Annotated in this window: 21 protein-coding genes, 2 tRNA genes and 2 pseudogenes; 12 read left to right on the forward strand and 13 right to left on the reverse strand. The window is 70.1% G+C overall.

Annotation, left to right across the window (positions count from 1 at the left end; all coding sequences use genetic code 11):
• Nucleotides 1-47 precede the first annotated feature (47 nt).
• The 3 genes from ABZS80_RS20525 to ABZS80_RS20535 all read right to left on the reverse strand — a co-directional run bounded on the left by ABZS80_RS20525 (nt 48) and on the right by ABZS80_RS20535 (nt 3,064).
• On the reverse strand, nt 48-1,232 hold the full coding sequence (locus ABZS80_RS20525; RefSeq protein WP_355058010.1) for an ROK family transcriptional regulator: 1,185 nt from the start codon (nt 1,230-1,232) through the stop codon (nt 48-50).
• 105 nt (nt 1,233-1,337) lie between these two features.
• On the reverse strand, nt 1,338-2,402 hold the full coding sequence (locus tag ABZS80_RS20530; RefSeq protein ID WP_355058012.1) for a sugar phosphate isomerase/epimerase family protein: 1,065 nt from the start codon (nt 2,400-2,402) through the stop codon (nt 1,338-1,340).
• 263 nt (nt 2,403-2,665) lie between these two features.
• Nucleotides 2,666-3,064, reverse strand: a complete 399-nt coding sequence (locus tag ABZS80_RS20535) for a hypothetical protein (RefSeq protein ID WP_355058014.1) — start codon at nt 3,062-3,064, stop codon at nt 2,666-2,668.
• A gap of 284 nt (nt 3,065-3,348) precedes the next feature.
• On the opposite strand from ABZS80_RS20535, the gene ABZS80_RS20540 reads away from it, so the two are divergent.
• The 5 genes and pseudogenes from ABZS80_RS20540 to ABZS80_RS20560 form a co-directional block, all read left to right on the forward strand.
• Nucleotides 3,349-3,421, forward strand: a tRNA-Asn gene (locus ABZS80_RS20540).
• Between the two features lie 293 nt (nt 3,422-3,714).
• On the forward strand, nt 3,715-5,835 hold the full coding sequence (locus ABZS80_RS20545; protein ID WP_355058016.1) for an MMPL family transporter: 2,121 nt from the start codon (nt 3,715-3,717) through the stop codon (nt 5,833-5,835).
• Nucleotides 5,825-7,066 (forward strand): FAD-dependent oxidoreductase, encoded by a 1,242-nt coding sequence (locus ABZS80_RS20550; protein ID WP_355058018.1) that lies wholly within the window; start codon nt 5,825-5,827, stop codon nt 7,064-7,066. The genes ABZS80_RS20545 and ABZS80_RS20550 overlap by 11 nt, the downstream gene beginning before the upstream one ends.
• Nucleotides 7,067-7,226: 160 nt before the next feature.
• A tRNA-Ile gene (locus ABZS80_RS20555) sits at nt 7,227-7,303 on the forward strand.
• 155 nt (nt 7,304-7,458) lie between these two features.
• Nucleotides 7,459-7,650: pseudogene (locus ABZS80_RS20560) on the forward strand (site-specific integrase); the annotation flags it as partial.
• On the opposite strand, the gene ABZS80_RS20565 reads toward ABZS80_RS20560, so the two are convergent.
• Complete coding sequence (locus tag ABZS80_RS20565; protein WP_355058020.1) at nt 7,647-8,360, reverse strand: hypothetical protein; 714 nt, start codon at nt 8,358-8,360, stop codon at nt 7,647-7,649. The pseudogene ABZS80_RS20560 and the gene ABZS80_RS20565 overlap by 4 nt on opposite strands.
• A complete protein-coding gene (locus ABZS80_RS20570) occupies nt 8,360-10,003 on the reverse strand; it encodes an RNA-directed DNA polymerase (RefSeq protein WP_355058022.1) in 1,644 nt (547 codons plus the stop codon). The genes ABZS80_RS20565 and ABZS80_RS20570 overlap by 1 nt, the downstream gene beginning before the upstream one ends.
• A gap of 268 nt (nt 10,004-10,271) precedes the next feature.
• On the opposite strand from ABZS80_RS20570, the pseudogene ABZS80_RS20575 reads away from it, so the two are divergent.
• Nucleotides 10,272-10,745: pseudogene (locus tag ABZS80_RS20575) on the forward strand (hypothetical protein); the annotation flags it as partial.
• Here the strand turns inward: ABZS80_RS20575 and ABZS80_RS20580 are convergent.
• On the reverse strand, nt 10,676-12,064 hold the full coding sequence (locus ABZS80_RS20580; RefSeq protein ID WP_355058024.1) for a site-specific integrase: 1,389 nt from the start codon (nt 12,062-12,064) through the stop codon (nt 10,676-10,678). The pseudogene ABZS80_RS20575 and the gene ABZS80_RS20580 overlap by 70 nt on opposite strands.
• On the opposite strand from ABZS80_RS20580, the gene ABZS80_RS20585 reads away from it, so the two are divergent.
• Entirely contained in the window at nt 12,048-12,410 is a 363-nt protein-coding gene (locus tag ABZS80_RS20585; protein WP_355058026.1) for a YciI family protein, read from the forward strand. The two genes, ABZS80_RS20580 and ABZS80_RS20585, sit on opposite strands and share 17 nt — an antisense overlap.
• 30 nt (nt 12,411-12,440) lie before the next feature.
• On the opposite strand, the gene ABZS80_RS20590 is transcribed toward ABZS80_RS20585, so the two are convergent.
• The gene (locus tag ABZS80_RS20590) at nt 12,441-13,610 is read right to left on the reverse strand and encodes a hypothetical protein (protein ID WP_355058028.1); all 1,170 of its coding nucleotides are present in this window, start codon (nt 13,608-13,610) and stop codon (nt 12,441-12,443) included.
• 383 nt (nt 13,611-13,993) lie between these two features.
• Nucleotides 13,994-15,004 carry a mechanosensitive ion channel domain-containing protein gene (locus tag ABZS80_RS20595; RefSeq protein WP_355058029.1) on the reverse strand — a complete coding sequence of 337 codons (1,011 nt, stop codon included), beginning with the start codon at nt 15,002-15,004 and terminating at the stop codon, nt 13,994-13,996.
• A 345-nt stretch (nt 15,005-15,349) separates the two neighbouring features.
• Between ABZS80_RS20595 and ABZS80_RS20600 the strand changes: the two genes are divergently transcribed.
• A complete protein-coding gene (locus ABZS80_RS20600; RefSeq protein WP_355058031.1) occupies nt 15,350-17,014 on the forward strand; it encodes a DUF885 domain-containing protein in 1,665 nt (554 codons plus the stop codon).
• Between the two features lie 211 nt (nt 17,015-17,225).
• Entirely contained in the window at nt 17,226-17,789 is a 564-nt protein-coding gene (locus tag ABZS80_RS20605; protein ID WP_355058033.1) for a dihydrofolate reductase family protein, read from the forward strand.
• 243 nt (nt 17,790-18,032) lie between these two features.
• On the opposite strand, the gene ABZS80_RS20610 is transcribed toward ABZS80_RS20605, so the two are convergent.
• A complete protein-coding gene (locus ABZS80_RS20610) occupies nt 18,033-19,226 on the reverse strand; it encodes a hypothetical protein (protein WP_355058035.1) in 1,194 nt (397 codons plus the stop codon).
• Between the two features lie 189 nt (nt 19,227-19,415).
• Between ABZS80_RS20610 and ABZS80_RS20615 the strand changes: the two genes are divergently transcribed.
• Together ABZS80_RS20615 and ABZS80_RS20620 are read left to right on the forward strand one after the other, a co-directional pair.
• Entirely contained in the window at nt 19,416-19,859 is a 444-nt protein-coding gene (locus tag ABZS80_RS20615) for a DUF5990 family protein (protein WP_355058037.1), read from the forward strand.
• An 89-nt stretch (nt 19,860-19,948) separates the two neighbouring features.
• Nucleotides 19,949-20,338 (forward strand): hypothetical protein, encoded by a 390-nt coding sequence (locus ABZS80_RS20620; protein ID WP_355058039.1) that lies wholly within the window; start codon nt 19,949-19,951, stop codon nt 20,336-20,338.
• Nucleotides 20,339-20,429: 91 nt separating this feature from the next.
• On the opposite strand, the gene ABZS80_RS20625 is transcribed toward ABZS80_RS20620, so the two are convergent.
• From ABZS80_RS20625 to ABZS80_RS20640, 4 genes are all read right to left on the reverse strand, one after another.
• A complete protein-coding gene (locus tag ABZS80_RS20625; RefSeq protein WP_355058041.1) occupies nt 20,430-21,311 on the reverse strand; it encodes a glycine betaine ABC transporter substrate-binding protein in 882 nt (293 codons plus the stop codon).
• A gap of 79 nt (nt 21,312-21,390) precedes the next feature.
• Complete coding sequence (locus ABZS80_RS20630; RefSeq protein ID WP_355058043.1) at nt 21,391-22,284, reverse strand: ABC transporter permease subunit; 894 nt, start codon at nt 22,282-22,284, stop codon at nt 21,391-21,393.
• A complete protein-coding gene (locus ABZS80_RS20635; protein WP_355058045.1) occupies nt 22,281-23,585 on the reverse strand; it encodes a glycine betaine/L-proline ABC transporter ATP-binding protein in 1,305 nt (434 codons plus the stop codon). The genes ABZS80_RS20630 and ABZS80_RS20635 overlap by 4 nt, the downstream gene beginning before the upstream one ends.
• Before the next feature lie 494 nt (nt 23,586-24,079).
• Nucleotides 24,080-24,667, reverse strand: coding sequence for a helix-turn-helix domain-containing protein (locus ABZS80_RS20640; protein WP_355058047.1), 588 nt, complete (start codon nt 24,665-24,667; stop codon nt 24,080-24,082).
• Between the two features lie 72 nt (nt 24,668-24,739).
• On the opposite strand from ABZS80_RS20640, the gene ABZS80_RS20645 reads away from it, so the two are divergent.
• Entirely contained in the window at nt 24,740-25,945 is a 1,206-nt protein-coding gene (locus ABZS80_RS20645) for an FAD-dependent monooxygenase (protein ID WP_355058049.1), read from the forward strand.
• The last annotated feature ends 1 nt before the right edge of the window (nt 25,946 follow it).

Raw genomic sequence — 25,946 nt, forward strand, 5'->3', positions numbered from 1 at the left:
AGGAGGGGCCCCTTGTTAACAGACGTCTGTTAACAAGGGGCCCCTCCTTACCGGGCGGCGAAGACCTGGTCGCTGACCAGCCGGGCCGCGCCGACCAGGCCGGCCCGGTCGTCGAGGTCGGAGAGGACGATCGGCATGCTGCCGGTGGCCAGCGGGGTGGAGCGCCGGTAGACCACGCCCCGGATCTCGGCGAGCAGGACCGGCCCGATGCCCGGGGCCGCTCCGCCGATGATCACGATGGCCGGGTTCACGAAGCTGACCAGGCCGACCAGCACCTGCCCGAGCCGGCGGGCGGCGTCGCGGACCAGCGTCTGCGCGGCCGGGTCCCCGGCGGTCGCCGCCGCGGCCACGTCGGCCACGGTGAGCGTGCCGGCGGCGGCCAGCCGCTCGGCGAGCGCCGTCGAGCGCCCGGCCCGCGCAGCCGTCACCGCCTCCCGCACCAGAGCCGAATCCCCGCAGTACGCCTCGACGCAGCCGGTGTTGCCGCACCCGCAGAGCGGCCCGCCCTCGGTGAGCTGGAGGTGCCCGATGTCCCCGGCCCCGCTGGCCGCGCCCCGGTACAGCGCCCCGCCGAGCACCAGCCCGCAGCCCACCGCGTCGCCCAGCTTGACGTAGAGGAAGTCGTCGAACGGCCGGCCCGTGCCGGCGTGCCGCTCGCCCAGGGCCATCACGTTGGCGTCGTTGTCGACCTGCACCGGGCAGCCCAGCTCGGCGGCGATCGTGTCGCGTACCGGGAACTGGTGCCAGCCGGGCAGGGCGGGCGGGGAGACCGGGGCGCCCTCGCGGACCGCGACCGGCGCGGGGAGCGCGACACCGACGCCGGCCAGCCGGGCCAGCCCGGCCTCGGCCCGCAGCTTGCCGAGCAGTTCGACCGCCCGGCCGACCACCACCTCCGGGCCGAGCCGCACGTCGACCGGCTCGTCGTGCCGCGCGAGCAGGGTCAGCTCGCCGTCGGTGAGCGCGACCGCCAGCCGCCCGTCGCCGATCCGCACCGCGCCGAAGCGCACGAGCCGGGCGATCCGCAGCAGCGAGGAACGCCGGCCACCCCGGGACGCGGCCGGCCCGGCGGTCTCCACCAGGCCCTGCGCGGCCAGCCGCTCCACCTCGCTGGTGAACCGGGCCCGGGGCAGGCCCAGGGCGTCGGCCAGTTCGACCCGCGAGCGCGGGCCGTCGTCGCGCAGCAGGCGCAGCAGCCGCGCCTGGTCGGCGGTCTCCGGTCCGACCATCGTCATCACGATCACCTCCCCCCGAATGTGCCACACCGCCATCACGACCGCGTGACGCGAGGGGCCGCACCGGTTTCCCGGTGCGGCCCCTGCGATCCGGTGTCGAGTCCGTCAGCCCCGCAGACCCGACATGTGCCGATAGCTGACCTCCGCGTAGCGCAGGGACCGGCCCGGGTCGGCGGCGCCGCCCGGTGCGTTGTCCTGCTCCCACATCGGGTTGTGGTAACCCTTCGCGCCCATGTTCGCGAAGAAGTTGCCGTAGTCGATGTCGCCCTGGCCGAGCGGCACCATCTCGTACCCGGCCGCGCTGGCCGGGTTGTACGTGCCGTCCTTGGCGTGGAACAGCGGGAACCGCTTGGTCTGCGCGGCGACCACGGCCAGCGGGTCGAAGACGCTGGTCCGGGTCACCCCGTCCGGGTCGGTGTAGCTGCGGAACCGGTGCTGGGCCACGTGCGCCCAGTAGATGTCCATCTCGAACCAGACCCACTCCGGGTTGGTCCGCGCGATGAAGTACTCCAACTTGCGCACACCCGAGGACCGGGTCGGCCGGCCCTGCGCGTCCAGCGGGCCGCTGTCGCGCAGGAAGTCGTACGCGGCGTCGTGGTTGTGGGTGTAGAGCTTCAGGCCCCGGGCCGCGGCCATCTCGCCGAAGGTGTTCCACCGGTCCACGGCGGCGTCCCAGTCGGCCTTGTAGTTGCTGCCGGTCGGGTCGTTGCCGGTGCCGATGTGCGTCATGCCGAGGATCTCGGCGGTGTCCAGGGTCTGCTCGAACGCCGCGATGGTGTCCGGGGTGACCGTGCTCGGGACGGAGGCGTGCGAGCCGTTGGCACGCAGCCCGTTGTCGTCCAGGATCTGGCGGATCTCCGCCGGGGTGATCTGCCGGCCGAGGATCGAGGTGTGCTGGGTGTACCCGGCGAACTCGACCTCCTTGTAGCCGATCTCGGCGAGCCGGGCGAGCACGCGCTCGAACCCGTACGGCACGCCGGTGGCGTCCGGGGCGGCGCCGATCCGGTCGCGGACGCTGTAGAGGATGATGCCCCGCTTGCCGGTCGGGACGAGCACCCCGTTGCTGGCGAACGCGGCCGACGGGGCGAGCCCGGCGGCGACGGCGCCCGCCGCCCCGGCGATGGTGCCGAGCACCCGGCGACGGCTCAGGCCGTGCGATGTGTCGTTCATGTCCTGACTGCCTCTCTGGACGCGGGTCCGCCTCAGCCTCGGTGACGTGGCTGAAGAGGTCGCTGGAAGGGACAAGAGCCTGGCCAGGTTCTATGCGAGACGATATTTGCGACCGAGACCAAAGAGAAGAGGTTGCCGCCAAAAGTTTTTCATTGATCCCCACTACTTTTGTTCAGAATAAGCGAAAGTAGGAGCGGGGTCTCGTTCGGACAGACGAGAGCGGGCCGGACGCCCATGGCGATCGGCCCGCTCTCGGGGGTGGGTCAGAGGTTGGTGCTCGTGCCGGACGACTTGGTGGTCGACGAGCCGGTCGAGCTGGTCGAACCCGTGCCGGTCGAGCCGGACTTGGCGCCGACGGCGGCCGGCGTGCCGGCGAACGGCTTGTCGGCGTCGGTCAGCCCCGGCTTGCTGCCGGTGCTGCTGCCGTTGCCGTTGCCGGTGCCCAGCTTCTCGCCGAGCTTGGTCTGCCCCAGCTTGTCCTTGCCCTCCGAGTAGAGCCGGGTCGCCTGGGCCTGCGCGACCCCCGCCGCCTCCTGGACGGTCGGGTGGTCGAGCACCTTGCGACCCCGGACCACCAACTCCTCGTACTTCTCCCGGCCGGCACGGGCGCCCAGGACGAATCCCGCAGCCAGCCCGCCAAGAAACATGATCTTTCCGCGCATGGCGGCTCCTTCCGTACCTGACGCGCCGCCGATCCCGACCGGGGGTCCGGGCGGGAGCGACCTTCTCGCGCCTGCATTCTCTGTCGGCGGCTAACTACCCATCCTGCTCTCCGCTCATGCCTCCTTGTGCCGAGATGGCGATTTGTCCGGTATTCTGAGCGGGTTCCGGGGCGGGTCGCCGGGCGGGGGAAGTCGGGTAACCCCCTGGCGCACCACCCCCCGATGTCCTGTACTCTTGTCCCCGTCGCACGGCGCGGAGAGATCCGCAGCCGGGTGACCTACGGTCCCCCGTAGCTCAATTGGCAGAGCAGCCGGCTGTTAACCGGCAGGTTTTTGGTTCGAGTCCAAACGGGGGAGCAACACTCCACACACAACGCCCGTCGGCCAGGCCGACGGGCGTTTCTGTTCGCACCCCCCCCGCCCGCCCCGCCCCGCCCCGCGCCCGCGCCTCCGCGCGTTGATCATGAAGTTATTGCCCTCGGAACACCCTTTCCCGGGCAATAACTTCATGATCAACGCCGCAGAGGGCGTCCGTGCCGGGTGCGTGGTCGGGGTTTTCGCCCGGTGGTGTCGCTTTGCCCGGCAGGATGGTCGATGTCGACTTAGACTCGCGCTGCGTCGATTGCTGCGTCGGTTCAGGGGTGGAGGGGATGGCTGGAGGGCGGAGCCGCTGGACCGCGACGCTGGTCGCGGTCGTCGTGGTGCTGGGCTGGCTGGTCGTCGGCGGCCTCGCCGGTCCCTACTCCGGAAAGCTCGGCGACGTCGCCACCAACGACAACGCCGCCTTCCTGCCCACCGACGCCGAGGCCACCCGGGCGCAGGACCTCGCCGCCGGCTTCCTGGACCGGGAGACCACCCCGGCGCTCGTCGTCTACGAACGCACCTCCGGCATCACCCCCGCCGACCAGGAGCGCATCCGGGCCGAGGCGGCCCGTTTCGCGCAACTGCCGGGCGTCGTCGGGCCGCTGCCGCCGCCGATCGTCAGCCAGGACCGGCAGGCCGTGCAGGTCATCGTCCCGATCGACGCGGCCGAGGGCGAACAGATCGGCGCGGTGGTCGACCGGCTGCGGGACATCGCCGGCGCCGACCGGGACGGGCTCACGGTGGACGTGGCCGGCCCGGCCGGCCTGCTCGCCGACCTGATCGAGGTGTTCACCGCCATCGACGGGCCGCTGCTGCTGGTCACCCTGGTCGTGGTGCTGGTCATCCTGCTGATCGTCTACCGCAGCCCGGTGCTCTGGGCCTTCCCGCTGCTCGCCGCCGGGATGTCGTACTCGCTGGCCTCGCTCGTCGTCTACGTCCTCGCGAAGAACGACGTCGTGAAGCTCAACGGGCAGGCCCAGGGCATCCTCACGGTCCTCGTCTTCGGCGCCGGCACCGACTACGCGCTGCTGCTCATCGCCCGCTACCGGGAGGAACTGCACCGGCACGAGCGGCCCTGGGACGCCATGCGGGCCGCCTGGAGGGGCGCCGCGCCGGCGATCATCGCGTCGGGCGCCACGGTCATCGTCAGCCTCCTCTGCCTGCTGCTGTCCAGCCTCAACTCCAACCGGGCGCTCGGCCCGGTGAGCGCCGTCGGCATCGCCGCCACCCTGCTGGTGATGCTGACCTTCCTCCCCGCCCTGCTGCTGCTCGGCGGCCGGTGGGCGTTCTGGCCCCGGCGACCCGCGTACGACCAGGCCGACCCGCGGACCGAACACGGCATCTGGGGGCGGATCGCGGGCTTCGTGGCGCGTCGCGCGCGTACCGTCTGGATCGTCACCGCGGTGGTCCTGGCCGCGCTCGCCCTCGGGGTGACCCAGCTCGGCGCCACCACCCTGGGGCAGTCCGACCTGTTCACCCAGCGCACCGACTCGGTGGCCGGCCAGGAGGTCATCGCCCGCCACTACCCGGCCGGCACCGGCAGCCCGGCCACCATCTTCACCAACCAGGCCACCGCCCAGCAGGTCGCCCGGGTGGCGCAGGGCGTGCCCGGGGTGTCCTCGGTCCAGCCGTTCAGCCGCCAGGGGCCCGCCGGGTCGCCCGAGGTGGTCGACGGGCGGGTGCAGTTGCAGGCCACCCTCGCCGACCCGCCGGACAGCAACGGCGCCGAACGCGCCGTCCGCGAGCTGCGCGTGGCCGTGCACCGGGTGCCCGGCGCGGACGCGGTGGTCGGCGGCTTCACCGCCATCAACGTGGACACCGCCGACGCGTCCACCCGGGACCGCAAGGTCATCATCCCGGTGGTGCTGCTGGTCATCGCGGTCATCCTCGCCGTGCTGCTGCGGGCCCTGCTCGCCCCCGTGCTGCTGATCGCCACGGTCGTGCTGTCGTTCCTCGCGACGCTCGGCCTCTGCGCGCTGATCTTCAGGTACGTCCTCGACTTCCCCGGAGTCGACCAGTCGTTCCCGCTGTTCGCGTTCGTCTTCCTGGTCGCGCTCGGCATCGACTACAACATCTTCCTGATGAGCCGGGTCCGCGAGGAATCGGTCCGGCGTGGCACGCGGGCCGGCGTGCTCACCGGCCTGGCCGTCACCGGCGGCGTGATCACCTCCGCCGGCATCGTGCTCGCCGCCACCTTCTCCGCGCTCGCCGTGCTGCCGCTCGTGGTGCTCGTCGAGCTGGGCGTGGCGGTCGCCGCCGGGGTCCTGCTCGACACCATCGTGGTCCGCTCGCTGCTGGTGCCCGCGCTCGCGTACGACATCGGTCCGAAGATCTGGTGGCCGGGCCGCTTGTCCCGGACGAACCGCAACGGCGACCGGGCCGGGGCGGAGGGGGACCATGCCCGCTGAGACGGACGTCGTCATCGTCGGCGGCGGCCTGGCCGGCCTCGCCGCCGCCCGCCGGCTGCACCGGGCCGGCGTGCCCTGGCGGCTGCTGGAGGCCGCCGACCGGCTCGGCGGCCGCGTCGCCACCGACGAGGTCGACGGCTACCTGCTGGACTGGGGCTTCCAGGTGCTCAACACGGCGTACCCGCGGCTCGGCGGCCTCGTCGACCTCGGCGCCCTCGACCTGGGCTGGTTCACCCCCGGCGTGCTCGTGCGCCGCGGCGACCGCCTGGAACGCCTGGTCAACCCGCTGCGCGACCCCGCGGGCGCGGCCGGCACGGTGGCCGCGGGCGTCGGGTCGCTGGTCGACCGGCTACGCTTCGCCGCGCTCGCCACCGGCTGCGCCACCCTGCCGATGGGCCGGCTGCTCAACGCGCCCGAGACCACCAGCGAGGCCGCGCTGCGCCGGGCCGGGCTCTCCGCCGCGTTCATCGAGGAACTGCTCCGGCCGTTCCTCTCCGGCGTGCTGCTCGACCGCGAGCTGGCCACCTCCAGCCACGTGCTGGCCGTCCTCCTGCGCGCGTTCGCCCGCGGCCGGATCGGGCTGCCCGCCCGCGGCATGGCCGCGCTGCCCCGGGCCGTCGCCGGCCCGCTGCCCGCCGAGCTGATCGACCTGCACACCCCGGTCACCGAGGTCGCCCCGGGCCGCGTCCGCACCCCCGCCGGCGAGATCGCCTGCCGCGCCGTCGTGGTCGCCGCCGACCCGCCGGCGGCGGCCACCCTGCTGCCCCGGCTTCAAGGGGTACGCATGCACAGCTACACGACCTATTACCACAGCGCCGACACCCCGCCGCTGGCCGAGCCGACCCTGCTGCTCGACGGGGAGCGGGGCGAGCTGGTCGCCAACACGGTGGTGGTCAGCAACGCGGCGCCCACCTACGCGCCCGCCGGAAAGCACCTCGTGGCCACCTCCGTGGTCGGCCCGCCGGCCCCACCCGAGCCGCTGATCCGCATTGAGCTGGACCGCCTCTACGGGCGCTCCACCGCCGACTGGACCCACCTGGCGACCGTGTCGGTGCCGCACGCCCTGCCCGCCGCGCCGCCGCCGCAGGGCCGACTGCGCAAGCCGGTCGCGCTCGGCGACGGGCTCTACGTCGCCGGCGACCACCGCGACACCCCGTCCATCCAGGGAGCCCTCGCCAGCGGCTGGCGGACCGCCGGGGCGGTGCTCGCCGAGCTGCGCGGCACATCGTGATGGATCTCCCGCGGCGCGCCCCGGCCTCCGCCCGTGCCACCGATGGGGACGCTGCGCGCTGTTATCCTCGCGTTGCCCATCGTGCCGGGCAGATCACCAACCCGGCCCGACGGATGATGGTCGGTGATCCGTTGAGCGGGTTACGATCCGGCGCGGTAGCGGGGCGGTAGCTCAGCGGGTTAGAGCAGGGGACTCATAATCCCTCGGTCGCGGGTTCGAGTCCCGCCCGCCCCACCAGGCAATACACAGTTCCGCCGATCTTTCCGTGGTGCTACTCGTGGTGCGAGCGCGCTACGGTCGGCCCATGGCGACGGCGAACGGGCGCGGGAAGCGCCAGCGCGCCGAGATCGAAGAGCTGCCTAGCGGCTCACTCAGGGTGAAGGTCTACGCGGGCAACGGAATTGATCGCATCCGGCGTTGATGTCCGGACCGTGGCCGGACGTCTGGGCCACGGCGGTGGAGGAGCAACGACCCTCCGTGTATATGCCGCCTGGCTATCAGAGTCCGACCAGCGTGCCGCTGCCACCCTGGCTGCAAGGATGCCCTCTCGTCCCTCAGCTTCGGAGGCGAATTCAGTCGGCTAGGGGGATACGCCGGCTGTAGACCAGTCAACTAGCAGATTGTTAATCACCTCTGACGACGGAACCCCCACTACATCGGCAAAAAACTCGCTCACGCCGACCTCTAACGCGACTCCTTTTACGGGATTTACGACAGCAAGCGCGTCTGGTATGCGTTGATGGGCGGCAAAGTACAACACCACGTATGCCACCATCTGACGAAGATCTACCGAGCGAAACGGTCGGTTGACCGCCTTCACTTCCACGAGCGTCTTAATCGAAATTCCCGAGGAGTAGTCGTTCGCAATGAGATCAGGCAAACCCCCTGAGATCCAGCCGCAACCAGGCAGGCTTGGCTCTACCTCTATTGAAGTGAACGTGTGCGTGAGGGTGCAGTAGCTGTTGAGGCGTTGCGCCAGCATCAGAGCAACCTCAATTTCATCCTGATCGAGTTGATCGCCTAGATCGACTTGGTTGGCAACTTGAGTGAGCCGGCTCGTGGCCCTCTCGATTGCCCGCCGCAGGTTCGGCTTATCGCCGCGTTGATGATCCGCCCATAAATAGAACGCTGTCTCAGATACGAGGGCGTGCCTCCTCGGCCGATGTGCCCATTCGATCGGGGGAGCGAACCGCCGTGGGCCAGCGTTGGAGATTCTTACGAAGTGTTCCAAGCGGGGCAGTATTGCATTCCAGTATGAGCTACTTGTGGTGGCAAACCTCTCAGCCGTAGGCATCAGAACGGAAGATCCTTGCGGTTGGCCTTCACGCGTTCCTCCATCCACTTCTTGGCGATGTCATCGAATCCGGAAATGCCCCGGCTGATGCTCTGTCGCCAGTGGCGTCCCTCGTCGCCAAGTGAGAATGAGGCCAGGAGAATAGCTCGCTGCACCCATGGATGCAGGTTCCTCCATTGCTTCCGCTTATCCGACAGCCAGTAGTCCGCCTTCCAGCCATGCATAAGATACACGATATCGCGCTGGATGAACGGTGGTGCCGATTCGAATATCCTTGCGGCAAGTGGGACGTTTTCCTCGGAATGGTCGTGCTTGAGAATGCGGAGCGCGTAGGCGAGGTTAACAGGAACCATTACCCAGTACTCTTCAGCCTGAATCCTTCGGCGAATCTCTGCGGGGAGCTTTTTCGCCAATGCTGGAGAGACATTCGGCAGCACCTCCTCCAGGACGCGAAGCACAACTGGAAGTGCTGGAGCAAGTACGTCTAGGTTCGCCACAAGCATCTCTGCGGCGGCATCGCGAACCTCGACGTCGAAGAGCTTGATGATTCGTGCCAGCTTCTTGACCACCGGTGAGTTGACCCGACTCTTGGCGACCTCGGCAGTGAGCATGCCGATAACATCGAACTGCTCGACGTCGTGTCTCAGGCGCTCGTAATCCTCATCTCTGGTGTCCGAGTAGGGATCGAAACGCAGGGACAGCTTGAGCAGCCGTCTTTCGTCGCGCTCTTGAGGACTTAGTTCGTCCGAATCCTCGGGTAGGAGTAGCGGAGACCTGACGAAGTCCTTGGTGGAGAGAACCCGGGTCTTATGTCTCTGCAGAGTCAGCCCTTCGTTTCTTTGAAGCGCCTCGGTCAAAAACACTAGAGCTCTGAAGGCGTCTTCTCGGGTGTCTGCAAATAGCCGATAGTCGTCGGCGTAACGGCAGAACTTGATCCCCCTCGACACTAGCAGTCGGTCGACGCGGTTTAAGAGGAGTTCTGAGAATATCCGGGCCGCCTGTCCGCCTACGGGCAGGCCATAGGATACGCCACCGGAGAATCCTGTGAGCAATTTGATTACCTTACTTGGAACATCGCCCACCTCCCCGAGAAGATTGAGAGAGTTCTGCAATCGGTGGTGGTAGATCCTGCCGTAGAAGTCTGCAATATCGCAGATCGCTATGTAGTTGTAGTTCTGGGCAATGCTCTGGCTCGCCTCAGAGAAACTATTCCAGGATCCAATCTCAAAAATGGAGGAGGTCTCGCGGTTGATGTTCAGTCGATATGAAAAGACGGCCTGCTGGGAAGCTGGAATTCTTGCCGCTTCTATCTCTGGAGAGATCCTCAACGCCAAGCCGAGCATGTACGCATTCCAGATCGGGTCTATCTGGGATACGTACCGGAATCCTTCGTACGTGATTAGCGAAAGCGCGCCCTCGATGTATGGCGGATGCGAATCAAGGGCTGACGTCAAGTCACCGTCAATCTTCTTGAGTAGGGCGACAGTCTCATCTTTGCGATCATGGAAGATGATATTTTCTGGGGCGAAAGGGAAGACGTCCGTATCTCCCCAGCGCGAGATGTGGCTTACCGCAAGGTTGAACGATTCCTCTAGTCCGAGCAAAGTAGAGCCCACTTCGGGTGAGGGGTCGGAGCTGAGCATGGAATTTTCCCGGAAGCCAGTAGTGGAAGGCAACCCAGAGGAGCTATCTGGCATTAGTGTTGAATTTCCCAAATCGCTTGAATCACCCAAAACAGTAGTGGTGTCGATGGTTTGCATCCCGGGCGCTCTGGCCTCCGGCTGGCGTAGGTTCGCTCGGATGACGAACTTGGAAGCTGCCTCTGGCCTAGCTCACGAAATGCTTGCTGACGCGCTGCCGCGTCCCTGGATGCACGTGCAGAGGGTCGCTGACAAGGCATCCGAGGTTTCTTCGGTGTTCTGGCACCTCCTGGTCCTCGTGCTCGACTGGACGCGGCAGGCAGCGCCGAAGGTGTCTGGGCTGTCGATGCGGCAGTTCATCCCGTAGGCGCAAGCCCTCGGCGGCTTCCTCGCCCACCACGGCATCGACGGATTCGTCACCAACGCCGCCGACGTACGCGAGATCGACGAAGACGAAACGCGCTGGCGCGCGTTCCTCACCACCTGACACGACCGCCACGGCGCCCGTGCAATGACCGCCGCCGACCTGCGCCGCGACGCCGAACCGCTGCAGCTCGGCAGCGACATCAACGACCCGTGGGACGGGCAGTTCCTCACCACCCACAACGGCCGCCTACCTAACCCGCTGCAACACGGCCGGATGCTCACCGGGCAGGCCGGACGCTGGCGGGGCGATCACGTCATCCGCGCCGGCCGCAACGACCGAGGCGACCGCGCCGTGTTCTGGGTCGAGCACCACGACGGACACCACGCAGACATCCTGGTCAGGCATGGTGCCGACGACCCGGGGCGGATCGCATCGAGGTCCGGACCGACGCCCTCAGTCCGCACCGCGTCCGCAGCAGCATGACGCGCCGCCCGGTCGAGGCGGTCCGCCGCCTGGTCCAGATCGTTTTCGAAGAGGTCCGCGTACACCTCCAGCGTCATGGCCGCCGAGGCATGTCCGAGCATCCGCTGCACCGCCTTCACGTTGGCGCCCTCAGCCACCGTGAGACTGGCCGCCGTGTGCCGCAGCTCGTGCGGCGTCAGGCCCGTGAGCCCGACCGACTCCGCAGCCCGATCGAAGACGCGGCGACGGAAGTTGTTGTTGCGCAGCACCTCGCCGGCCGGGGAGGTGAACACCAGCTCGTCACCAGCACGGCCAGCGATCTGGGCGGCGATCGGCCCGACCAGGAATCGGGGGAGCGGTACCGACCGGCGGTGATGCGTCTTCGGCGTACCGAGCACCGCTCGTCCGTTGACCTCGGTCACCGACTCCGCCACCAGCAGCCGGCGCTTGACCAGGTTCACCCGTCGCACCCGCAGCGCAGCCAGCTCGCCCCAGCGCAGCCCCGTGTAGGCCAGCACGCGGACGATCAGCCCGTGTGGTTCTGCCGCTGCCGCCAGCTCGCCGACCTGGGCGGGTGTCAGGAACACCTTGTCGGCACGGCCCACGCGGGGCAACCGCACACCGGCCGCGACGTTGCGAGTCAGCCGACCATCCCGGACGGCATGGGCGAGCAGCAGCGAGAACACCCGATGTGCTTGCCGAACGGTGGACGGTGCAAGATCGGCCTGCGTCATCCTGCGCACCCACTCGCCAACGTCCACGTGCGTGACTGCCGAAAGCGGGACGCGTGCCCACACCGGAAGCTCCTGCATCCGAAGGAGGCTGTCGTACCGCTGGCGGGTCGACGGCTTGAGCTGCGCCTGATTGTCGAGCCAGCGAACGGCCCACTCGCCAACCGGGACGCGCGCCAAAGCCGGATCGACCCACTCACCGCGGGCGAGAGCCGTCTTCACCGAGGCGAGCCACCGATCTGCGTCAACCTTGCGGTCGAAGTGTCGAGCGTGCTCCTTGCCGGGAGCGTCCCGGTACCGGGCACGCCACTTCCCCGAGGTCCAGGGGCGGCAGGTGCCGCCGACGAAACGTCCTGCCATGCCGATGTGAGTGCGACGGTTGACCGGTTGACAGAAATCAAGCCGGAGAGTGTCGGATCTGCCGGGTGCCGTTCGTAGCTTATGCAGAGACGGACGTCGGGTCCGGGGACGATCAGAGGGAGCGGACATGCCTGAGTACCTCATCTACTTCAATCAGCAGTGGGTGGGTGACCACACCGAGGAGTGGTTCCGCGGGCGCGGTCCACTCGCCAGGGCGGTTGTTGATGAGATCAAGGCCGCCGGGGCATTCGTCTTCGCCGGGGGCCTGGAGGAAGAGGACGGCCCAGTCTTCAACGCAGACGCCACAAGCGGTGCGATGGTCTTCACCGACGGGCCCTATGTCGAGAGCAAGGAGTTCCTGGGTGGCCTGACCATCGTGGACGTGCCGGATGAGGCGACCGCCCGGATATGGGCCGGCAAAATCGCGGAGGCATGCGGCTGGCCGCAGGAGGTTCGCCGGTTCAAGCCGCGGCGCGTCCTGCAGGGATGAGGGTCCTGATCACAGCACCGACCAGGGCCGTCAGCCGGCCTCGTGGTTCCGCTCCGACTCCGACCTGTCTCTGCGCGGCGACCCGGACTCGCCGCTTGGTCCCGGTCCGGCCCCGCCGGTCGGGCCCGGCCCACCCTGCTCGCCGGTCAGCTCCGCGTCGGGCTGATAGCGGTACGCCGCCTCCCGTACCGCCGAGTCGGACTCTAGTCCGGCGCCGAGCGCGCCGCCGACCGTCGCCAGCGAGCTGGCCAGCCAGCCCAGTTTGACCTGGTGGGCGACGCCGGCCGGTCGGCCGGTGGATTCAGCGAGCAGGTCCCAGGGGACGAGGGCGATCGCCCCGATGATGGTCAGCGCGGCGAGCGCCACGTACAGCGCGAGGACGCCGACCACCACGGTGAGCACGGTGACCACGTTGAAGAGGACGACCTGCTCCCGGGCGCCCGGGTCGCGCGGAACCCGCTCCCAGAGGCGCGCGCCGAGCACCATGGTCAGCACCACCGCCAGGACGGAGCTGGCCGCGAGCAGGCCGAGCCGCAGGTTGCCCAACGCCGCCGACAGCTGCCAAATATCGGCGCTCACCAGGGCGAGGACGGCGGTCGCGAAGGCACCGACCAGCAGCCGGGAGAGCCGGACGGCCAGCCGCCACGGCCGGTTCGCCCGGAGCATGCCGAGCAGCACCCGCAGATTGCCGCCGATCACCCCGGCCAGCAGGCCGATGCCGGACGCCTGGGGGTTCACGCGCGCGCCGAGTTCCCGGGCCCGCCGTCCGATGGCTAGGTGCAGGCGGCGCGGGCCGGCCCGTACCGGGTCGCCGACCGCGTCGGTATCGCCGAGCAGTGCGGCGAGGAGCCGGTCCCCGGCCGCGGCCATCCGCCGGGCCACGGCGACGGGGCCGAGCGCGGGCATGGAAAGGACCGCGACGCCGTGGGTGGTGCTGGCGTGCGCGACCACGGGCCGCCGCGCGGTCTGCAACGGCAGGTCCGTCACGCAGAGGACCAGACTCCAGCCCTCGGCCAGCATCCGGCGCCGGGCTGCCTCGATGAGCTGGCCGAGATCGGCCGGCCCTTCGACGAGCCGCGCCACCTGGAGGCGTACCGCCCAGTCGACCTCCGGGACCCGGTTGCGGAGCCGGTCGGCGAGCTCCGTGGCGGCCTCCCGCGCCAGGTCGGCCGCGGCCCCGGGGGCGGCCACGACACCCACGACGACGGACCCCCGCCCGGTCACCACACTCCCGGAGCCGGCTCGGCCGCTCCCGCGGGCGCGGCGCCGGTCCGTGGCGCCGTCGTCAACACTCGAGGTCGTCCTTCAGGATGCTCATGGCCGGCTTCAGCCGCTCGGTATAGAGCGGCAGCAGGTCCTCCTTGATGGCCGCCCGGGCCGCTTCGTCCACCGTCAGCAGTTCCTCCTCGTTGGTTGAGCCGTTGTCGGAGGCGTTCGTCCGGCGCAGGCCCGGGGTGTTCCAGTCGGTGGTGACGCTGCTGGCGCACGATTGCCGCCTCCCGTCCCTGTCGGCCTGGTCGAGCTAGTCCCCGGTAGGCGCCGACTCATTCATCCGCGCCCCGGCGGCCACGCCGACCCACCGGTCAGGGCTGGTACTGGCTGCGGGTGCGGGGCAGCCACTGGGGGTGCTGGTCGCGTAGGTAGCGGATCAATCCCTCGCGTAGGTCGCAGCGCAGGTCCCAGGCGCTGGCGCCGTCCGCGGCCGAGGCCTGCACCTGGATGACCACGGTCTGCGGGGTGACGTCGACCATCTGGAGCACCCACTGGTCTCGATCCCACAGCGGTGAGGACTCGACCAGTCGGCGTGCCTCCCGGCGGAGGTCGTCCAGGTCGGCGGTGTGGTCGACATGGATCTGGATCTTGCCGACCACCCGCGACTCGTTCCGGGTCCAGTTCTGGAACGGCCGCTCAGTGAAGTACGTGGTCGGCAGGATGAGCATCCGGTCGTCCCAGAGCCGGATCACCACGTTGGTCAGCTGCACCTCCTCGACCCGGCCCCATTCGCCGTCCACCACCAGCACGTCGCCCACGTGCATTCCGTCGGCGAAGGCGACCTGGATGCCGGCGAACGCGTTGGCGAGCGCGGTTCGGGCGGAGAGGCCGATCAGCGCGCCGACCACCCCGGCCGAGGTCAGAATGGAGATGCCGAAGAGGCGTACCGGCCGGAAGGTCATCAGGATCAGGCCGATTGCGGCGACCGTAATTACGGCGACGGTGAGCCGCCGCACGGGGCGGATCTGGGTCCGCGCCCGCCGGATCCGCCGGCTGGTGACCACGTCGCTCGGCAGCCGGCTGAACGCGACCGCTTCAACGACGCTCAATGCCTTGATCACCAGCCACGCGCTGAGGGCGATCAGGACCAGCAGGATGGCGTGCCGCAGATAACGCTGCCACTCGGCCCGTCCGGGCGGCAGCGCGTAGTGCAGCGCCCCGACCAGCAGGACCGCGGCCGCCGGGCGGCGGCAGGCGTGCCGCAGCGGCTCCAGCAGCCACTTGTAGCGGCCACGGGCACCTCGGCGGATCAGCATGCCGGAGACCAGGTCCACGACCACGGCCGCCGCCAGTGCGGCCAACACGATCAACGCGGTACGCATCAGATGCTGTTCACCGTGATCCCGATGCCGCCTCTCCCGGGCTCGCGACGGCCTCCCCGCGTTCAGGGTGCCATCAGATCCGGTGGCAAGCGGCGGATATCGAGAATGCCAGACGGCCGTGACCGACGTCCGGCGGCTGCCGAACGAGAATCCGGTCCGCCGGAGCGGTCTCTGCGGCCTCCTCCCTGGCCGTGACAGATGCACGGATCTGCCGCCGACCCGCGCGCCCACCAGCTGCTACCGCCCAACTCTGCCGACGAGCGGACGTTGTCCGATGGTTCTGAACCGCTTGCCGCGATCGATGCAGGCTCGCACCGCGGTAGCTAGGGCCCTAGCATCGGCTCCATGATCGAGGACTTCGCGGATCGGCTCCTGTGCGAGGTGGCCCGCCTCGACCCCTGCACAGCGGTCGTCGATGCTGGCGAGCAGGATGTCGACGGGCTTACCGACTACGGCCCGGAGGGCCACCAGGCCCGCGCCGACCTCGCAGCCCGCGCCCTGCGCGAACTCGAGATCTCAGGTGACGCACTGCCGGCCGCGACCCCGCTGCACGCCCACCTCGCCGAACGGCTGCATACGCGTGTCGCCTTCCACGACGCCGGGGAGGACCTGCGCGAGCTGCACGCGGCGGCCACCGGTCCGCTCCAGCTCATCCGCCAGGCCGTCGAGGCCGCGGTTCCCGGCCGCGGCGCCGAGGGCGCGGAATTCGAGGAGGGCTGGGCTCGTGTCGGCGCACGCCTGGCCGCGATCCCCGCGGCCCTGGACGGGTATGCCCGCAGCCTCTTACTCGCCGCGGAGCGCGGCAATTTGCCGGCGCGGCGTCAGGTGGAGCTCGTCACGCAGCGCTGCCGCAACTGGATCGACGACGATGTCGCCCTGGTGGATCGCTATGGCGAGGGGCGTCAGCGGGCGTCGTTGCAGGCCGCAGCGACGGGCGCGCGAGAGGCGTACCAGCGACTGGCCGAGATGCTGACCGCGGACCTGGCACCGCGGGCGGTCGAGGAGGAAGCGTTCGGCCAGCAGCGGTACGCACTCTGGGTGCGCACCTTCCTCGCGGCCCAGCCTGACCTGCGCGAGCTGTACGACTGGGGCTGGGACGAGTTCCGAGCGACAGAGGCAGAGCTGATCGCGGAGGCGAAGGCCCTGGGCGGGAGCGTGCCAGAGGTGCTCGCCTGGCTCGGCAGCCCCGACGCACCCGGCACGCTGCACACCAGGGAGGCGTTCGCCGCCTGGCTGCAGGAGCTGTTGGAGGCCGCTACCGAGCGGCTGGACGGCCTGTACTTCGACATTCCCGCCCCGCTGCGGCGCATCGAGTCGCGGTTGACCACGTCGTCCGGTATTGCCTATATCGGGCCGTCCCGGGATCTGGCGCGGCCGGGTCGGGTCTGGTGGTCCCTGCCCGAGGACGGAGCGAGTTTCCCCACTTGGTACGCCTACAGCACCGCCTATCACGAGGGCGTTCCCGGCCACCACCTCCACCTCGGCTACGAGGTCTGCCGGGGAGGCCTCGGGCAGCGGCTGAACCTGCTCGGCGGCCTCTCCGGCAGTCAGGAGGGCTGGGCACTGTACGCCGAGCGGTTCATGGACGAGCTCGGGCTCTATGAACAGCCGGGTGCTCGACTGGGACATCTGTACATGCAGCTCCTGCGGGCGGCACGGGTCGTGCTCGACATCGGCCTGCACCTGCGGCTGCCGATGCCCTCTGGTGACGGAGCAGTGTGGACGCCGGATGCTGCGCTGGAGCTGCTGCGGGACCGCTGTCACCAGGGGCCGTACGCCTCCGCCGAACTCGGGCGTTACCTGGGCCGGCCAGGGCAGGCGCTGGCCTACAAGGTGGGTGAGCGCGTGTGGCTGGCAGGCCGTTCGTCCTTCCCCGGCGACCGGCGGGCATTCCATCGTCACGCGCTGGAGCTGGGTTCGCTGGGCTTGGATCAGTTGACGGCCGCCCTCCAGGCTGACCGCGCACCACTCGTGCACCGCGGTGCAACAAGCCAGGGACCGCGCTTGTAGCTGCGCGTCCTTGACGTCCGGCCAGTCTGAACCAGGGCCAGAGTCAACAGCGTTGACGGTTGGTCCAGGGATAAGTGCGGGGATCGTGTCGCCGTCCTGGTGCTACGGGTTCTGGCGTGGTGGTGAACCGGCGCTCGGTGTGGCTGACCGATGATTCTTCCGCGCCGTGCTGGTCTGTACGCCGAGTACCGACTCACGGGAGGCTGACACCATGCGAAAACTGAGCTTCGGCATGAGCCTGAGCCTGGACGGCTACATCGCTGCGCCTGGCGACGACCTCGGCTGGGGTGTGCCGAGCGACGAGCTGTTCCAGTGGTGGTCCGACCGGGTGGGGGCGACAGGCACGGCGCTGTACGGGCGCAAACTGTGGGAGACGATGAGCTCGCACTGGCCGACCGCCGACCAGCGGCCGGGTGCCACACCGGCGGAGATCGAGTTCGCCCGCCGCTGGCGGGACATGCCGAAGGTGGTGTTCTCCTCGACGAGCAGCACGGTGGACTGGAACACCCGCCTGGTCACCGGCGACGCGGTCACCGAGATCACCCGGCTCAAGGCCGAGGACGGCGGCCCCATGGATATCGGCGGCGCCACCCTCGCCGCGGTGGCCATGCGGGGCGGGCTGATCGACGAGTACGCGCTCGTCACTCATCCGGTCCTGGTAGGTGGCGGCACGCCGTTCTTTGCGGCGGTGGACAACTGGGTGAACCTGAGCCTGGTGGAGACCCGGACGTTCCCTGGCGGCGTGGTCCTGACCAGGTACGAGACCAGGCGCTGAGTACCCCACCCTCGGATCGGCCCGGGCTTCGGGCCGTCCAAGGATCTCGTGGCCGCCCCCGAAGCTCGCGGCGGGCGGGCTACCGAAGCCAGAGCCTGCCCTCACGCATTCTGTCAATCATCCATCTGGCGTATCCGCTGGCCCGAACAACGGGCTCGATTCGTGCCGCTGGTGCGTACAGCGGGGCCGTTGAGGCGTCCGGTCCACTGGTGGTGGCGTCCAGCACCGGTCACCCGTCGAGGGTCACCGGATGGCGCGGCGCCGTCGGGTCAGGAGCAGCAGCACGCCGCCACCCACCAGCATGGCGAGGCCGGTCCCGGCGGTCAGCCCGACCTGGGACCCGGTGATCGGCAAGCTGCCGCCACCACCAGCGCCACCACTGCCACCACCAGCGCCACCACCGTCACCGGGGTCGCCGCCACTACCTCCGCCGCTGCTGTTCGCGGCCACCACGACCGCGAACCCGTCCTGGTTGTCGCTGTCGTCCACGTCGACCGCCCGTACGGCGACGGCGTTCTTGGGAAGGTCGCTCCGCGCCGGGCCGGAACGGTCCGACGGCGGGTCGCTGAGGCCCTCGACCCGGACGGTCCCGTTTCGCAACGTGATCGGCGCCTTCGTGGCGGCCGACACCGTCACCAGGTGGTACAGCTCGACGACGGAGTAGAGCTGGTCGTTCGGGTCGGTGTCCTGGTCGACCGGAACGAGGGCCAGCCGGTCGTAGGTGCAGACCGCCGCACGCCCGGCCTCACCGAGGACGCATTCGCCCGGCGGTGTGGTGAACGTCGCGCCCGTGGGCAGGCGCAGCTCGACCTTGACGCCATCGACCGGCTTCCGCCCCTGGTTGGCGATCGTGTAGCGCACCGCGCCCGTCTCGCCCGGATTCAACGTGCCGGTGGATTTGAGGCTGCCGTCGGCAGCGATCCGCACCGACTGCGTCACGTCCGGCGCGATCACCGAAAGGTCGGCTTCGGAGTGATCCACCACCTCGATCGGGAACCACTTCGTGTTGTCGGCCGGATTCGTGTCGACCGGTTTGACATCGACCGTCACCTTGATCCGGCCCGCCAGGGGCTCTCCGGTCTGGACGGTGGCGAGGACGGCAAGGTCCATTGTCTCGCCCGGCCCCGGAAGCTGATCCTGTGCCAGGTCGCAGTACCAGCCGGAGAAATCGCCGTCGCACTCACCCGGCCCGCCGGTCGGCCAGAGCATGATCTTGAAACTCGACGGATCCAGCTCCGACGCGTCGACCCGGACGACGACCTGGGTCGGGGTCGCGTCGCCCCGGTTGCTGATCTTCAGGTGAAGCGTCTTCTTCGTGACCCCCAGCGGAATCGTCCCGCCGGCCAGGTCGACGGTGAGGTCCGTACCCGCCGGCGCCGTCGGCGCCGCCGAGGCGGACGCGGCGGGCACGCCGACCCCTCCGAGAAGAAGCAGCATGGTGGCCACCGTTCGGGGCAGCCACGGAAGTCCGAACCTCATGACGGAGCCCTCCGGATGAACGGACGGTGCGATCCGTGGACACTATCGGCACCCGGCCGGGTTCGGTATCCCCCGCACGACCCGTGTCGGAGGACGCGACCAGTCCCGCCGCCGGAACTCGTCGGTGTCCCGCCATAGAGTCGAGGGATGCTGATCCGGATCGAGGGCAGCGACCTGCCTGGGCGGCGGCTGGGCGCCGAGGCCGACGAGCTGCGGCTCCGTAACGTGCACGTGGGGATGCAGCGTAAGGCCGAGGTGGTCGACCGGATACCGGCCGACGCGCGGGAGGCGGCCTGGCAGTTCGAGGTCACCAGCCGCGAGGTGGACGGGCTGCTCGACGTCGGCGGGCCGTGGGTGCACGGCCGCCCGGGGGCGCGCTTCCTCTATCTCAGCTGGGGTGCGGTGACGGACGACCGCTTCGAGATGTTCCGCCGGGCGAAGCTCATGTTCGGTGACATCCCGACGCAGCTGCTCCGCGCCGGACACGACGGCGCCGGTGTGCTGGTGGGCCGGCTCCGGCTGACGGACGCCCAGGGCGGGCCGCTCTGTGCCCGCGTCCGACCGCCCCACGTCAGCTGGGCGGTGGAATGAGTGGCCCGGGTGAGGAAGGGCCGAGGGTGCGCTCTGATCCGAGTACGGATGCTCATTCGCGCGATGTTCCCACCGGGCAGGATCGGGCCGTGACGAAGACGACGCGTACCCTGCTCGGCGGCCTGCTCCTGGCGGCCGCCACCGTCGGCGCCTGGTGGGCCTGGCTGGGCTGGGAGTCGGGCTACACGGTCGACCCGGAGACCGGCGCGACCAGCGGCCCGTACGCCGTGTGGCAGGTGGCCGGCGCCGTGCTCACGCTGATCGTGATCGCCGCCGTGGGTGGCTGGTTCGTGAGCCCGTGGGTGGTGGCGCCGGTGATGACGGTGGCCTTCACCGCGGCCTGGGCGGCGCGGGCCGCGTCGACGGACGACACCGGGCTCTGGGCGGTGGGCGCGGCGCTGGTCGCCGTCGGCAGCGCCATCGGGGCGACGGTGGTCGGTGGCGGCGTGGCGTTGCTGCGCCGGCGGCGCGCGGGATGACGGTGGGGCGCGCCCGACGGCTCCAGGTCGCGGCGCGACGTCAGACGCGCCGACCTGGAGCCGTCGGATGCTCCGGCGGGCCCCGTTCAGGTCAGGCGAGCGTCTTCAGGTAGTCGGGGTTGGCCTTGAGCCATTCCTCGACGGCCTTCTCCTCGTCGCCCTTGTGGGTGTTGAACATCAGTTCCTCAAGGGACGCGAGCTGCGGGCCGTCCATCTTGAACCGCTTCAGCATCTCGGTGGCCTCGGGGAAGTCCTTGCCGAAGCCCTTGCGGGCGAAGGTGTTGATCTGCTCGGCCTGGCCGAGGGTGCCCTTCGGGTCGGCCAGGTCCTTCAGCTCGTACTTGGCGTAGGCCCAGTGCGGGTGCCAGAGGGTGACGGCGATCGGCTTCTTGTCGGCGATGGCGCCGTCGAGCGCGGCGAGCATGGCCGGGGTGGAGGAGGTCTTCAGTTTCATGGCCCCGTCCAGGCCGTAGCTGGGGAGCACCTTCTCCTGGGTGGCCTTGGTCAGGCCGGCGCCCGGCTCGATGCCGATGAGCTGCCCGCCGAAGGTGCCGGCCTTCGCGGCCAGGTCGTCGAGCGAGTCGACGCCCTCGACGTACTTCGGCACCGCGATGCTCAGGCTGGCGTCGTCGTGCCAGACGCCGAGCTTCTCCAGCTTGTCGCCGTACTTCTCCAGGTAGGAGGCGTGGGTCTGGGGCAGCCAGCCGTCGAGGAACAGGTCGATGTCGCCGCTGGCGAGACCGCCGTAGACGAGGCCGGCCTCCAGGTTCTTGAGCTGGACCCGGTAGCCCTTCTCCTCCAGGATGTGCTGCCACAGGTGGGACGCCGCGATGGCCTCGTCCCAGGCCATGTAGCCGATGGTGATCTTCTTGCCGTTGCCGGCGCCGTCCGACTCGCCGGTGCAGGCCGCACCGGCCAGCGCCAGGGTGGCGGTCACCGCGAGCGCGAGGACGCGCTTCAGGATCGTGAACACAGGGTTGTCCTTCCGGTTGTGGAACAGGCCGGCGGACCCGCGTACGCGGGAACTGGGGTACCGGCGCGGAGGGCGACGGTCAGGCGGCCTCGCGCGCGAGGCGCTGTGCCCGCGCGGAGGGGAACCGGTCGCCCACGGAATCGGTGAGCCGGTCGAGCACGACGGCGAGGACCACGACGGCGATCCCGCCCTCGAAGCCGCTGCCCACCTCGACCTGGGAGAGCGCGAACATGATGACGTCGCCGAGGCCGCCGGCGCCGACCATGCCGGCGATGACCACCATGGACAGGGCCAGCATGATCACTTGGTTGACCCCGGTCATGATGGTCGGCAGGGCCAGCGGCATCTTGGTGCGCAGCAGCACCATCCACGGCGGCGCGCCGAACGACTCGGCGGCCTGCACGATCTCCTTGTCGACCTGGCGCAGGCCCAGTTCGGTGAGGCGCACGCCGGGCGGCATGCTGAACACCAGCGTGGCCAGCACGCCGGGCACGGTGCCGATGCCGAAGAAGAAGATCGCCGGGATGAGGTAGACGAACGCCGGCATGGTCTGCATGAGGTCCAGCACCGGCCGGGCGATCGCGGAGGCGCGTCGGTTCTCCGCCACGAAGACGCCCAGCGGGATGGCCAGCAGCAGGGCGAGCACGCTGGCCACGAGCACCTGCGCGAGGGTGCTCATGGTCTCCTCCCAGTACGGCATGCCGGCCACCAGGCCGAGGCCCACGGCCGTGCCGAGGCCGAACTTCCAGCCGCGCAGCCACCAGCCGAGCGCGGCGAGGACCAGCACGACCGCCACCGCCGGTACGCCGGTGAGCAGGTCGTTGAGCGGGCGCACGAGGGCGTCGACCACGGAGGCGACCGCGTCGAAGACCGGGCCGAGGGTGGCGGTGGCCCAGTCGACGGCGGACTCGGTCCACGTGCCGAGCGGCACGCGGGGCAGCCAGGAGTCGAGCGGAGACTGCGTCAGGCTCATACCGGCTCTTCCTTCCTGCTGATCGGGTCGAGTGCGGCCGGCGTTGCCGCGCCGGCCGGCCCGCTGTCGACGGGGTCGTCCACCGCGGGTTCGACGTCGCCCACCGGTGCGCTGTCCGGGGCCGTACTGGCCAGGGCGGCGAGCAGCGTGATCCGCGGGATCACGCCGGACAGCCGGCCCGTCGCGTCCAGGACGGCCACCGGATGGACGCTCTCCGCGCACTCGGCGAACAGGTCGGCCACGGCGGTGTCCGCGGTGACCGTCCGGACCTGTTCGGTCGAGACGTACCCCTCCAGGCTCTGCCGGCCCTCGCGGAACGCCCGCAGGACCTCGTCCTCGGTGACCGTGCCGAGGAACTGCTTCCTCGGGCCGGTCACGTAGACCACCGAGGTCTGGTTCTCCCGCAGCGCGCGGGCGGCCACCCGGGGGCCGACGGTGACGTCGAGCACGGTCTGCGCCTTCTCCATGACGGACGAGGCGGTGAGGATGCGGGTGCGGTCGACGTCCGCGACGAACTGCGCGACGTAGTCGTTGGCGGGGTCGGTGAGGATCTCCTCGGCGGTGCCGATCTGCACGATCCGGCCGTCCCGCATCACCGCGATCCGGTCGCCGAGGCGCATGGCCTCGTTGAGGTCGTGGGTGATGAAGATGATGGTCTTGCCCAGCTCGGCCTGGAGTTCCAGGAGCTGGTCCTGGATCTCCCGGCGGATGAGCGGGTCGAGCGCCGAGAACGCCTCGTCCATCAGCAGGATGTCCGTGCCGGCGGCGAGCGCCCGGGCCAGCCCGACCCGCTGCCGCATGCCGCCGGACAGGTCGTGGGGGAGCTTGTCCGCCCACTCGGTCAGGCCGACCATGCGCAACGCTTCCAGGGCGCGCTCGCGCCGTTCGGCCTTCGGGAGGCCGGCGACCTCCAGCGCGTACCCGGCGTTCTCCAGCACGGTCCGGTGTGGCATCAGCGCGAAGTGCTGGAAGACCATGCTGATCTTTTCGCGGCGCAGCCTGCGCAGCGCGGCGGGCCGGAGCGTGGTCAGCTCGACCCCGTCGACCCGCACGCTGCCCTTCGTGGGACGGAGCAGGCCGTTGAGCATCCGGATGAGGGTGGACTTGCCGGAGCCGGACAGGCCCATCACGACGAAGATCTCGCCGGGGCGTACCTCGAAGTTCGCGTCGATGACGGCGGCCGTGGCCGGCAGCCCGGTGAGGGCCTCCGCGCGGGGCGCGCCGTCCGCGAGGCGCCTCATCGCCTCGTCGGCTCGGTTCCCGAATATTTTGTAGAGCGACTTCACTGCGAGTGCGGGCACGATCCCCTCTCCGAGGTAAACCGCTGGCGGATCGCGCCATCGGTGGCCATCTTCGCGTCTCGTCCGTCGATATCAACATTCGTCACATCGGTCGGGCCGCAGGGGCCGGCCCGGAAACCTACCGACTTCATTGCGGTGGTTCCAGTCGGGTGTGCGGGGAATGTGGATCTGCCCACAAAAAATGGCCGCCCCGGGAGGCGGAATTCGGTCGTCGCACGCACCGAGGACAGGCTGCGGGGGAGGCTGACGCGGGCAATCCGGGGCTTCTTGTCCCCTTTTGTCCCCGCTCGGTGCCGTCTCGTCGCCGGGGGAGCCGATTGTCGCGGCCCGACTCCGAATTTGTCGGCACTGATAGCGAACTGTCATGCGTTCGTCATATTCCGGCGCGCGTCCGCCGTATCGTCCGCTCGACGTCACGGCGTGCGATTGCCGGTCCGATGTGGACCTGGCGAGTGGTGAATCCGGACTTTCCGCGCTCCGGCGGCGGCTGTCGGTCAGCCCTGATCCGTGCGGAACTCGGCGGCGAGGACTCGCAGGGCGGCGGTCAACTCCCGTGCCGAGGGGGCCGCCGCCGGGTCGACCAGCCACTGGGCCGCGACGCCGCCGATCAGCGCCTGGTGGAAGGCGCCGAGGGCGAGCGCGGTCGACTCGTCGAGCCCCGGGTCGAGCCGGTGGAAGACCTCGGCCAGCCCGAGCCGGGCCTGGCGGGTGACCCCGGCGAACGCCTCCCGCAGCTCGGGCGTCCGGTCGAGCTGCGCGATCAGCTCGAACTGGACGGCCCAGAGCGGCCGGAGCCGGGCGAACGACTCGATGATCCGTTCCCATGCCGCCTCGAAGCGCTGCTCGGGTGTGGCGTCCGGCCCGGCGTCCTCGGCGAGGGCGCGTGCCAGCTCGTCGCCCCACTCCGCCATGGCTTCCACGAGCGCCTCGTTGAGCAGCGCCTTCGTGGTGCGGAAGTGGTAGCCGATGGCGGCCAGGCTGGTGCCCGCGGCGCCGGCCACGTCCCGGGCCGTGGTGGCCGCGTAGCCCTTCTCCATGAGGCAGCGCTTGGCCCCGGCGAGCAGGTCCTCCCGATTTCCCATGCCGAGCAGCCTAGCCGACTCCTGGAACAAGTGTCTTGCACAAATGTCTAACACGCTTGTACCGTAAGCGGCATGACTGATGTGCTGATCTCCGGCGCCGGTGTCGCCGGGCCCACGCTCGCCTGGTGGCTGCGCCGCCACGGCTTCCGGCCGACCGTCGTCGAGCGCGCCCCGGCGCTGCGCGACGGGGGCTACAAGGTGGACGTCCGGGGCGCGGCGCTGACCGTGCTGGACCGGATGGGCCTGCTGGAGCAGGTGCGCCGGCGTGACACCGGCATGCGGTCGGCCCGCTTCGTGGACGCGTCCGGCGCGCCACTGGCCACCATGGACGCGGCGCTCTTCGGCGGCCGGGAGGGGGACGACGTCGAGGTCATGCGCGGGGACCTGGCCCGGCTGCTCGTCGAGGCGACCGGCGACGTGGAATACCGCTTCGGCGACTCGATCGCCGCGCTCGAGCCGGCCGCCGGCGGGGTCGACGTGACCTTCGCCGGGGGCGGGCGCCGCCGCTTCGACCTGGTGGTCGGCGCCGACGGGCTGCACTCGACGGTACGCCGACTCGCGTTCGGCCCCGCCGACGAGCACCTGCGCCCGCTCGGGCACCACATCGCGATCTGCACCGTCCCCGCCGAGTTCGGCGAGGAGCGCGTCGAGCTGATGCACCCGGCGCCGGGCCGGACCGTCGGGGTCTACCGCACCGCCGGGGCGCCGGACGCCCGGGCGCTGTTCCTCTTCCCGTCGCCCGCCGAGGAGCCCGATCACCGGGACCTGCCCGCCCAGCGGGCCGCACTGGCCCGAGCCTTCGCCGGGGCCGGCTGGCGGGTGCCCGAGCTGCTGGCCGCCGCCGCCGACGCGCCCGACCTCTACTTCGCGCCGATGAGCCAGGTGCGGATGGACCGCTGGTCCACCGGCCGGATCGCGCTCGTCGGCGACGCCGGCCACGGCCCGTCGCCGGCCTCCGGGCAGGGCACCAGCCTCGGGCTGGTCGGGGCGTACGTGCTGGCGGCCTCGCTGGCGGAGGCCGGTGGGGACCCGGTGGCCGGGTTCGCCGGCTACGAGCGGCGGATGCGCCCGTTCGTCACGGCGAACCAGCGGCTGGCCGAGCGCAACCTGGAGGGGATGGTGCTGTCGTCGGCGGCCCGGATCCGGTTCCAGACGCTGATGCTGCGGCTCATGCCGCGCCTGCCCGGCCGGGAGCGGATGATCCGCCGGGTCACCGAGCCGATCCGCCGGGCGGCCACGGCGATCACCCTGCCGGACGCCCCGGCCGCCACCCGCTGAC

This window comes from Micromonospora sp. NPDC005305, from assembly GCF_040607315.1.
Lineage (GTDB): Bacteria > Actinomycetota > Actinomycetes > Mycobacteriales > Micromonosporaceae > Micromonospora.

Bases quoted from the DNA above. Each gene is read 5' to 3' on its own strand.
- ABZS80_RS20525 (WP_355058010.1), bottom strand. From the start codon at position 1,232: ATGACGATGGTCGGACCGGAGACCGCCGACCAGGCGCGGCTGCTGCGC.
- ABZS80_RS20530 (WP_355058012.1), bottom strand. From the start codon at position 2,402: ATGAACGACACATCGCACGGCCTGAGCCGTCGCCGGGTGCTCGGCACC.
- ABZS80_RS20535 (WP_355058014.1), bottom strand. From the start codon at position 3,064: ATGCGCGGAAAGATCATGTTTCTTGGCGGGCTGGCTGCGGGATTCGTC.
- ABZS80_RS20545 (WP_355058016.1), top strand. From the start codon at position 3,715: ATGGCTGGAGGGCGGAGCCGCTGGACCGCGACGCTGGTCGCGGTCGTC.
- ABZS80_RS20550 (WP_355058018.1), top strand. From the start codon at position 5,825: ATGCCCGCTGAGACGGACGTCGTCATCGTCGGCGGCGGCCTGGCCGGC.
- ABZS80_RS20565 (WP_355058020.1), bottom strand. From the start codon at position 8,360: ATGCCTACGGCTGAGAGGTTTGCCACCACAAGTAGCTCATACTGGAAT.
- ABZS80_RS20570 (WP_355058022.1), bottom strand. From the start codon at position 10,003: ATGCTCAGCTCCGACCCCTCACCCGAAGTGGGCTCTACTTTGCTCGGA.
- ABZS80_RS20585 (WP_355058026.1), top strand. From the start codon at position 12,048: ATGCCTGAGTACCTCATCTACTTCAATCAGCAGTGGGTGGGTGACCAC.
- ABZS80_RS20580 (WP_355058024.1), bottom strand. From the start codon at position 12,064: ATGAGGTACTCAGGCATGTCCGCTCCCTCTGATCGTCCCCGGACCCGA.
- ABZS80_RS20595 (WP_355058029.1), bottom strand. From the start codon at position 15,004: ATGCGTACCGCGTTGATCGTGTTGGCCGCACTGGCGGCGGCCGTGGTC.
- ABZS80_RS20600 (WP_355058031.1), top strand. From the start codon at position 15,350: ATGATCGAGGACTTCGCGGATCGGCTCCTGTGCGAGGTGGCCCGCCTC.
- ABZS80_RS20605 (WP_355058033.1), top strand. From the start codon at position 17,226: ATGCGAAAACTGAGCTTCGGCATGAGCCTGAGCCTGGACGGCTACATC.
- ABZS80_RS20610 (WP_355058035.1), bottom strand. From the start codon at position 19,226: ATGCTGCTTCTTCTCGGAGGGGTCGGCGTGCCCGCCGCGTCCGCCTCG.
- ABZS80_RS20615 (WP_355058037.1), top strand. From the start codon at position 19,416: ATGCTGATCCGGATCGAGGGCAGCGACCTGCCTGGGCGGCGGCTGGGC.
- ABZS80_RS20630 (WP_355058043.1), bottom strand. From the start codon at position 22,284: ATGAGCCTGACGCAGTCTCCGCTCGACTCCTGGCTGCCCCGCGTGCCG.
- ABZS80_RS20640 (WP_355058047.1), bottom strand. From the start codon at position 24,667: ATGGGAAATCGGGAGGACCTGCTCGCCGGGGCCAAGCGCTGCCTCATG.
- ABZS80_RS20645 (WP_355058049.1), top strand. From the start codon at position 24,740: ATGACTGATGTGCTGATCTCCGGCGCCGGTGTCGCCGGGCCCACGCTC.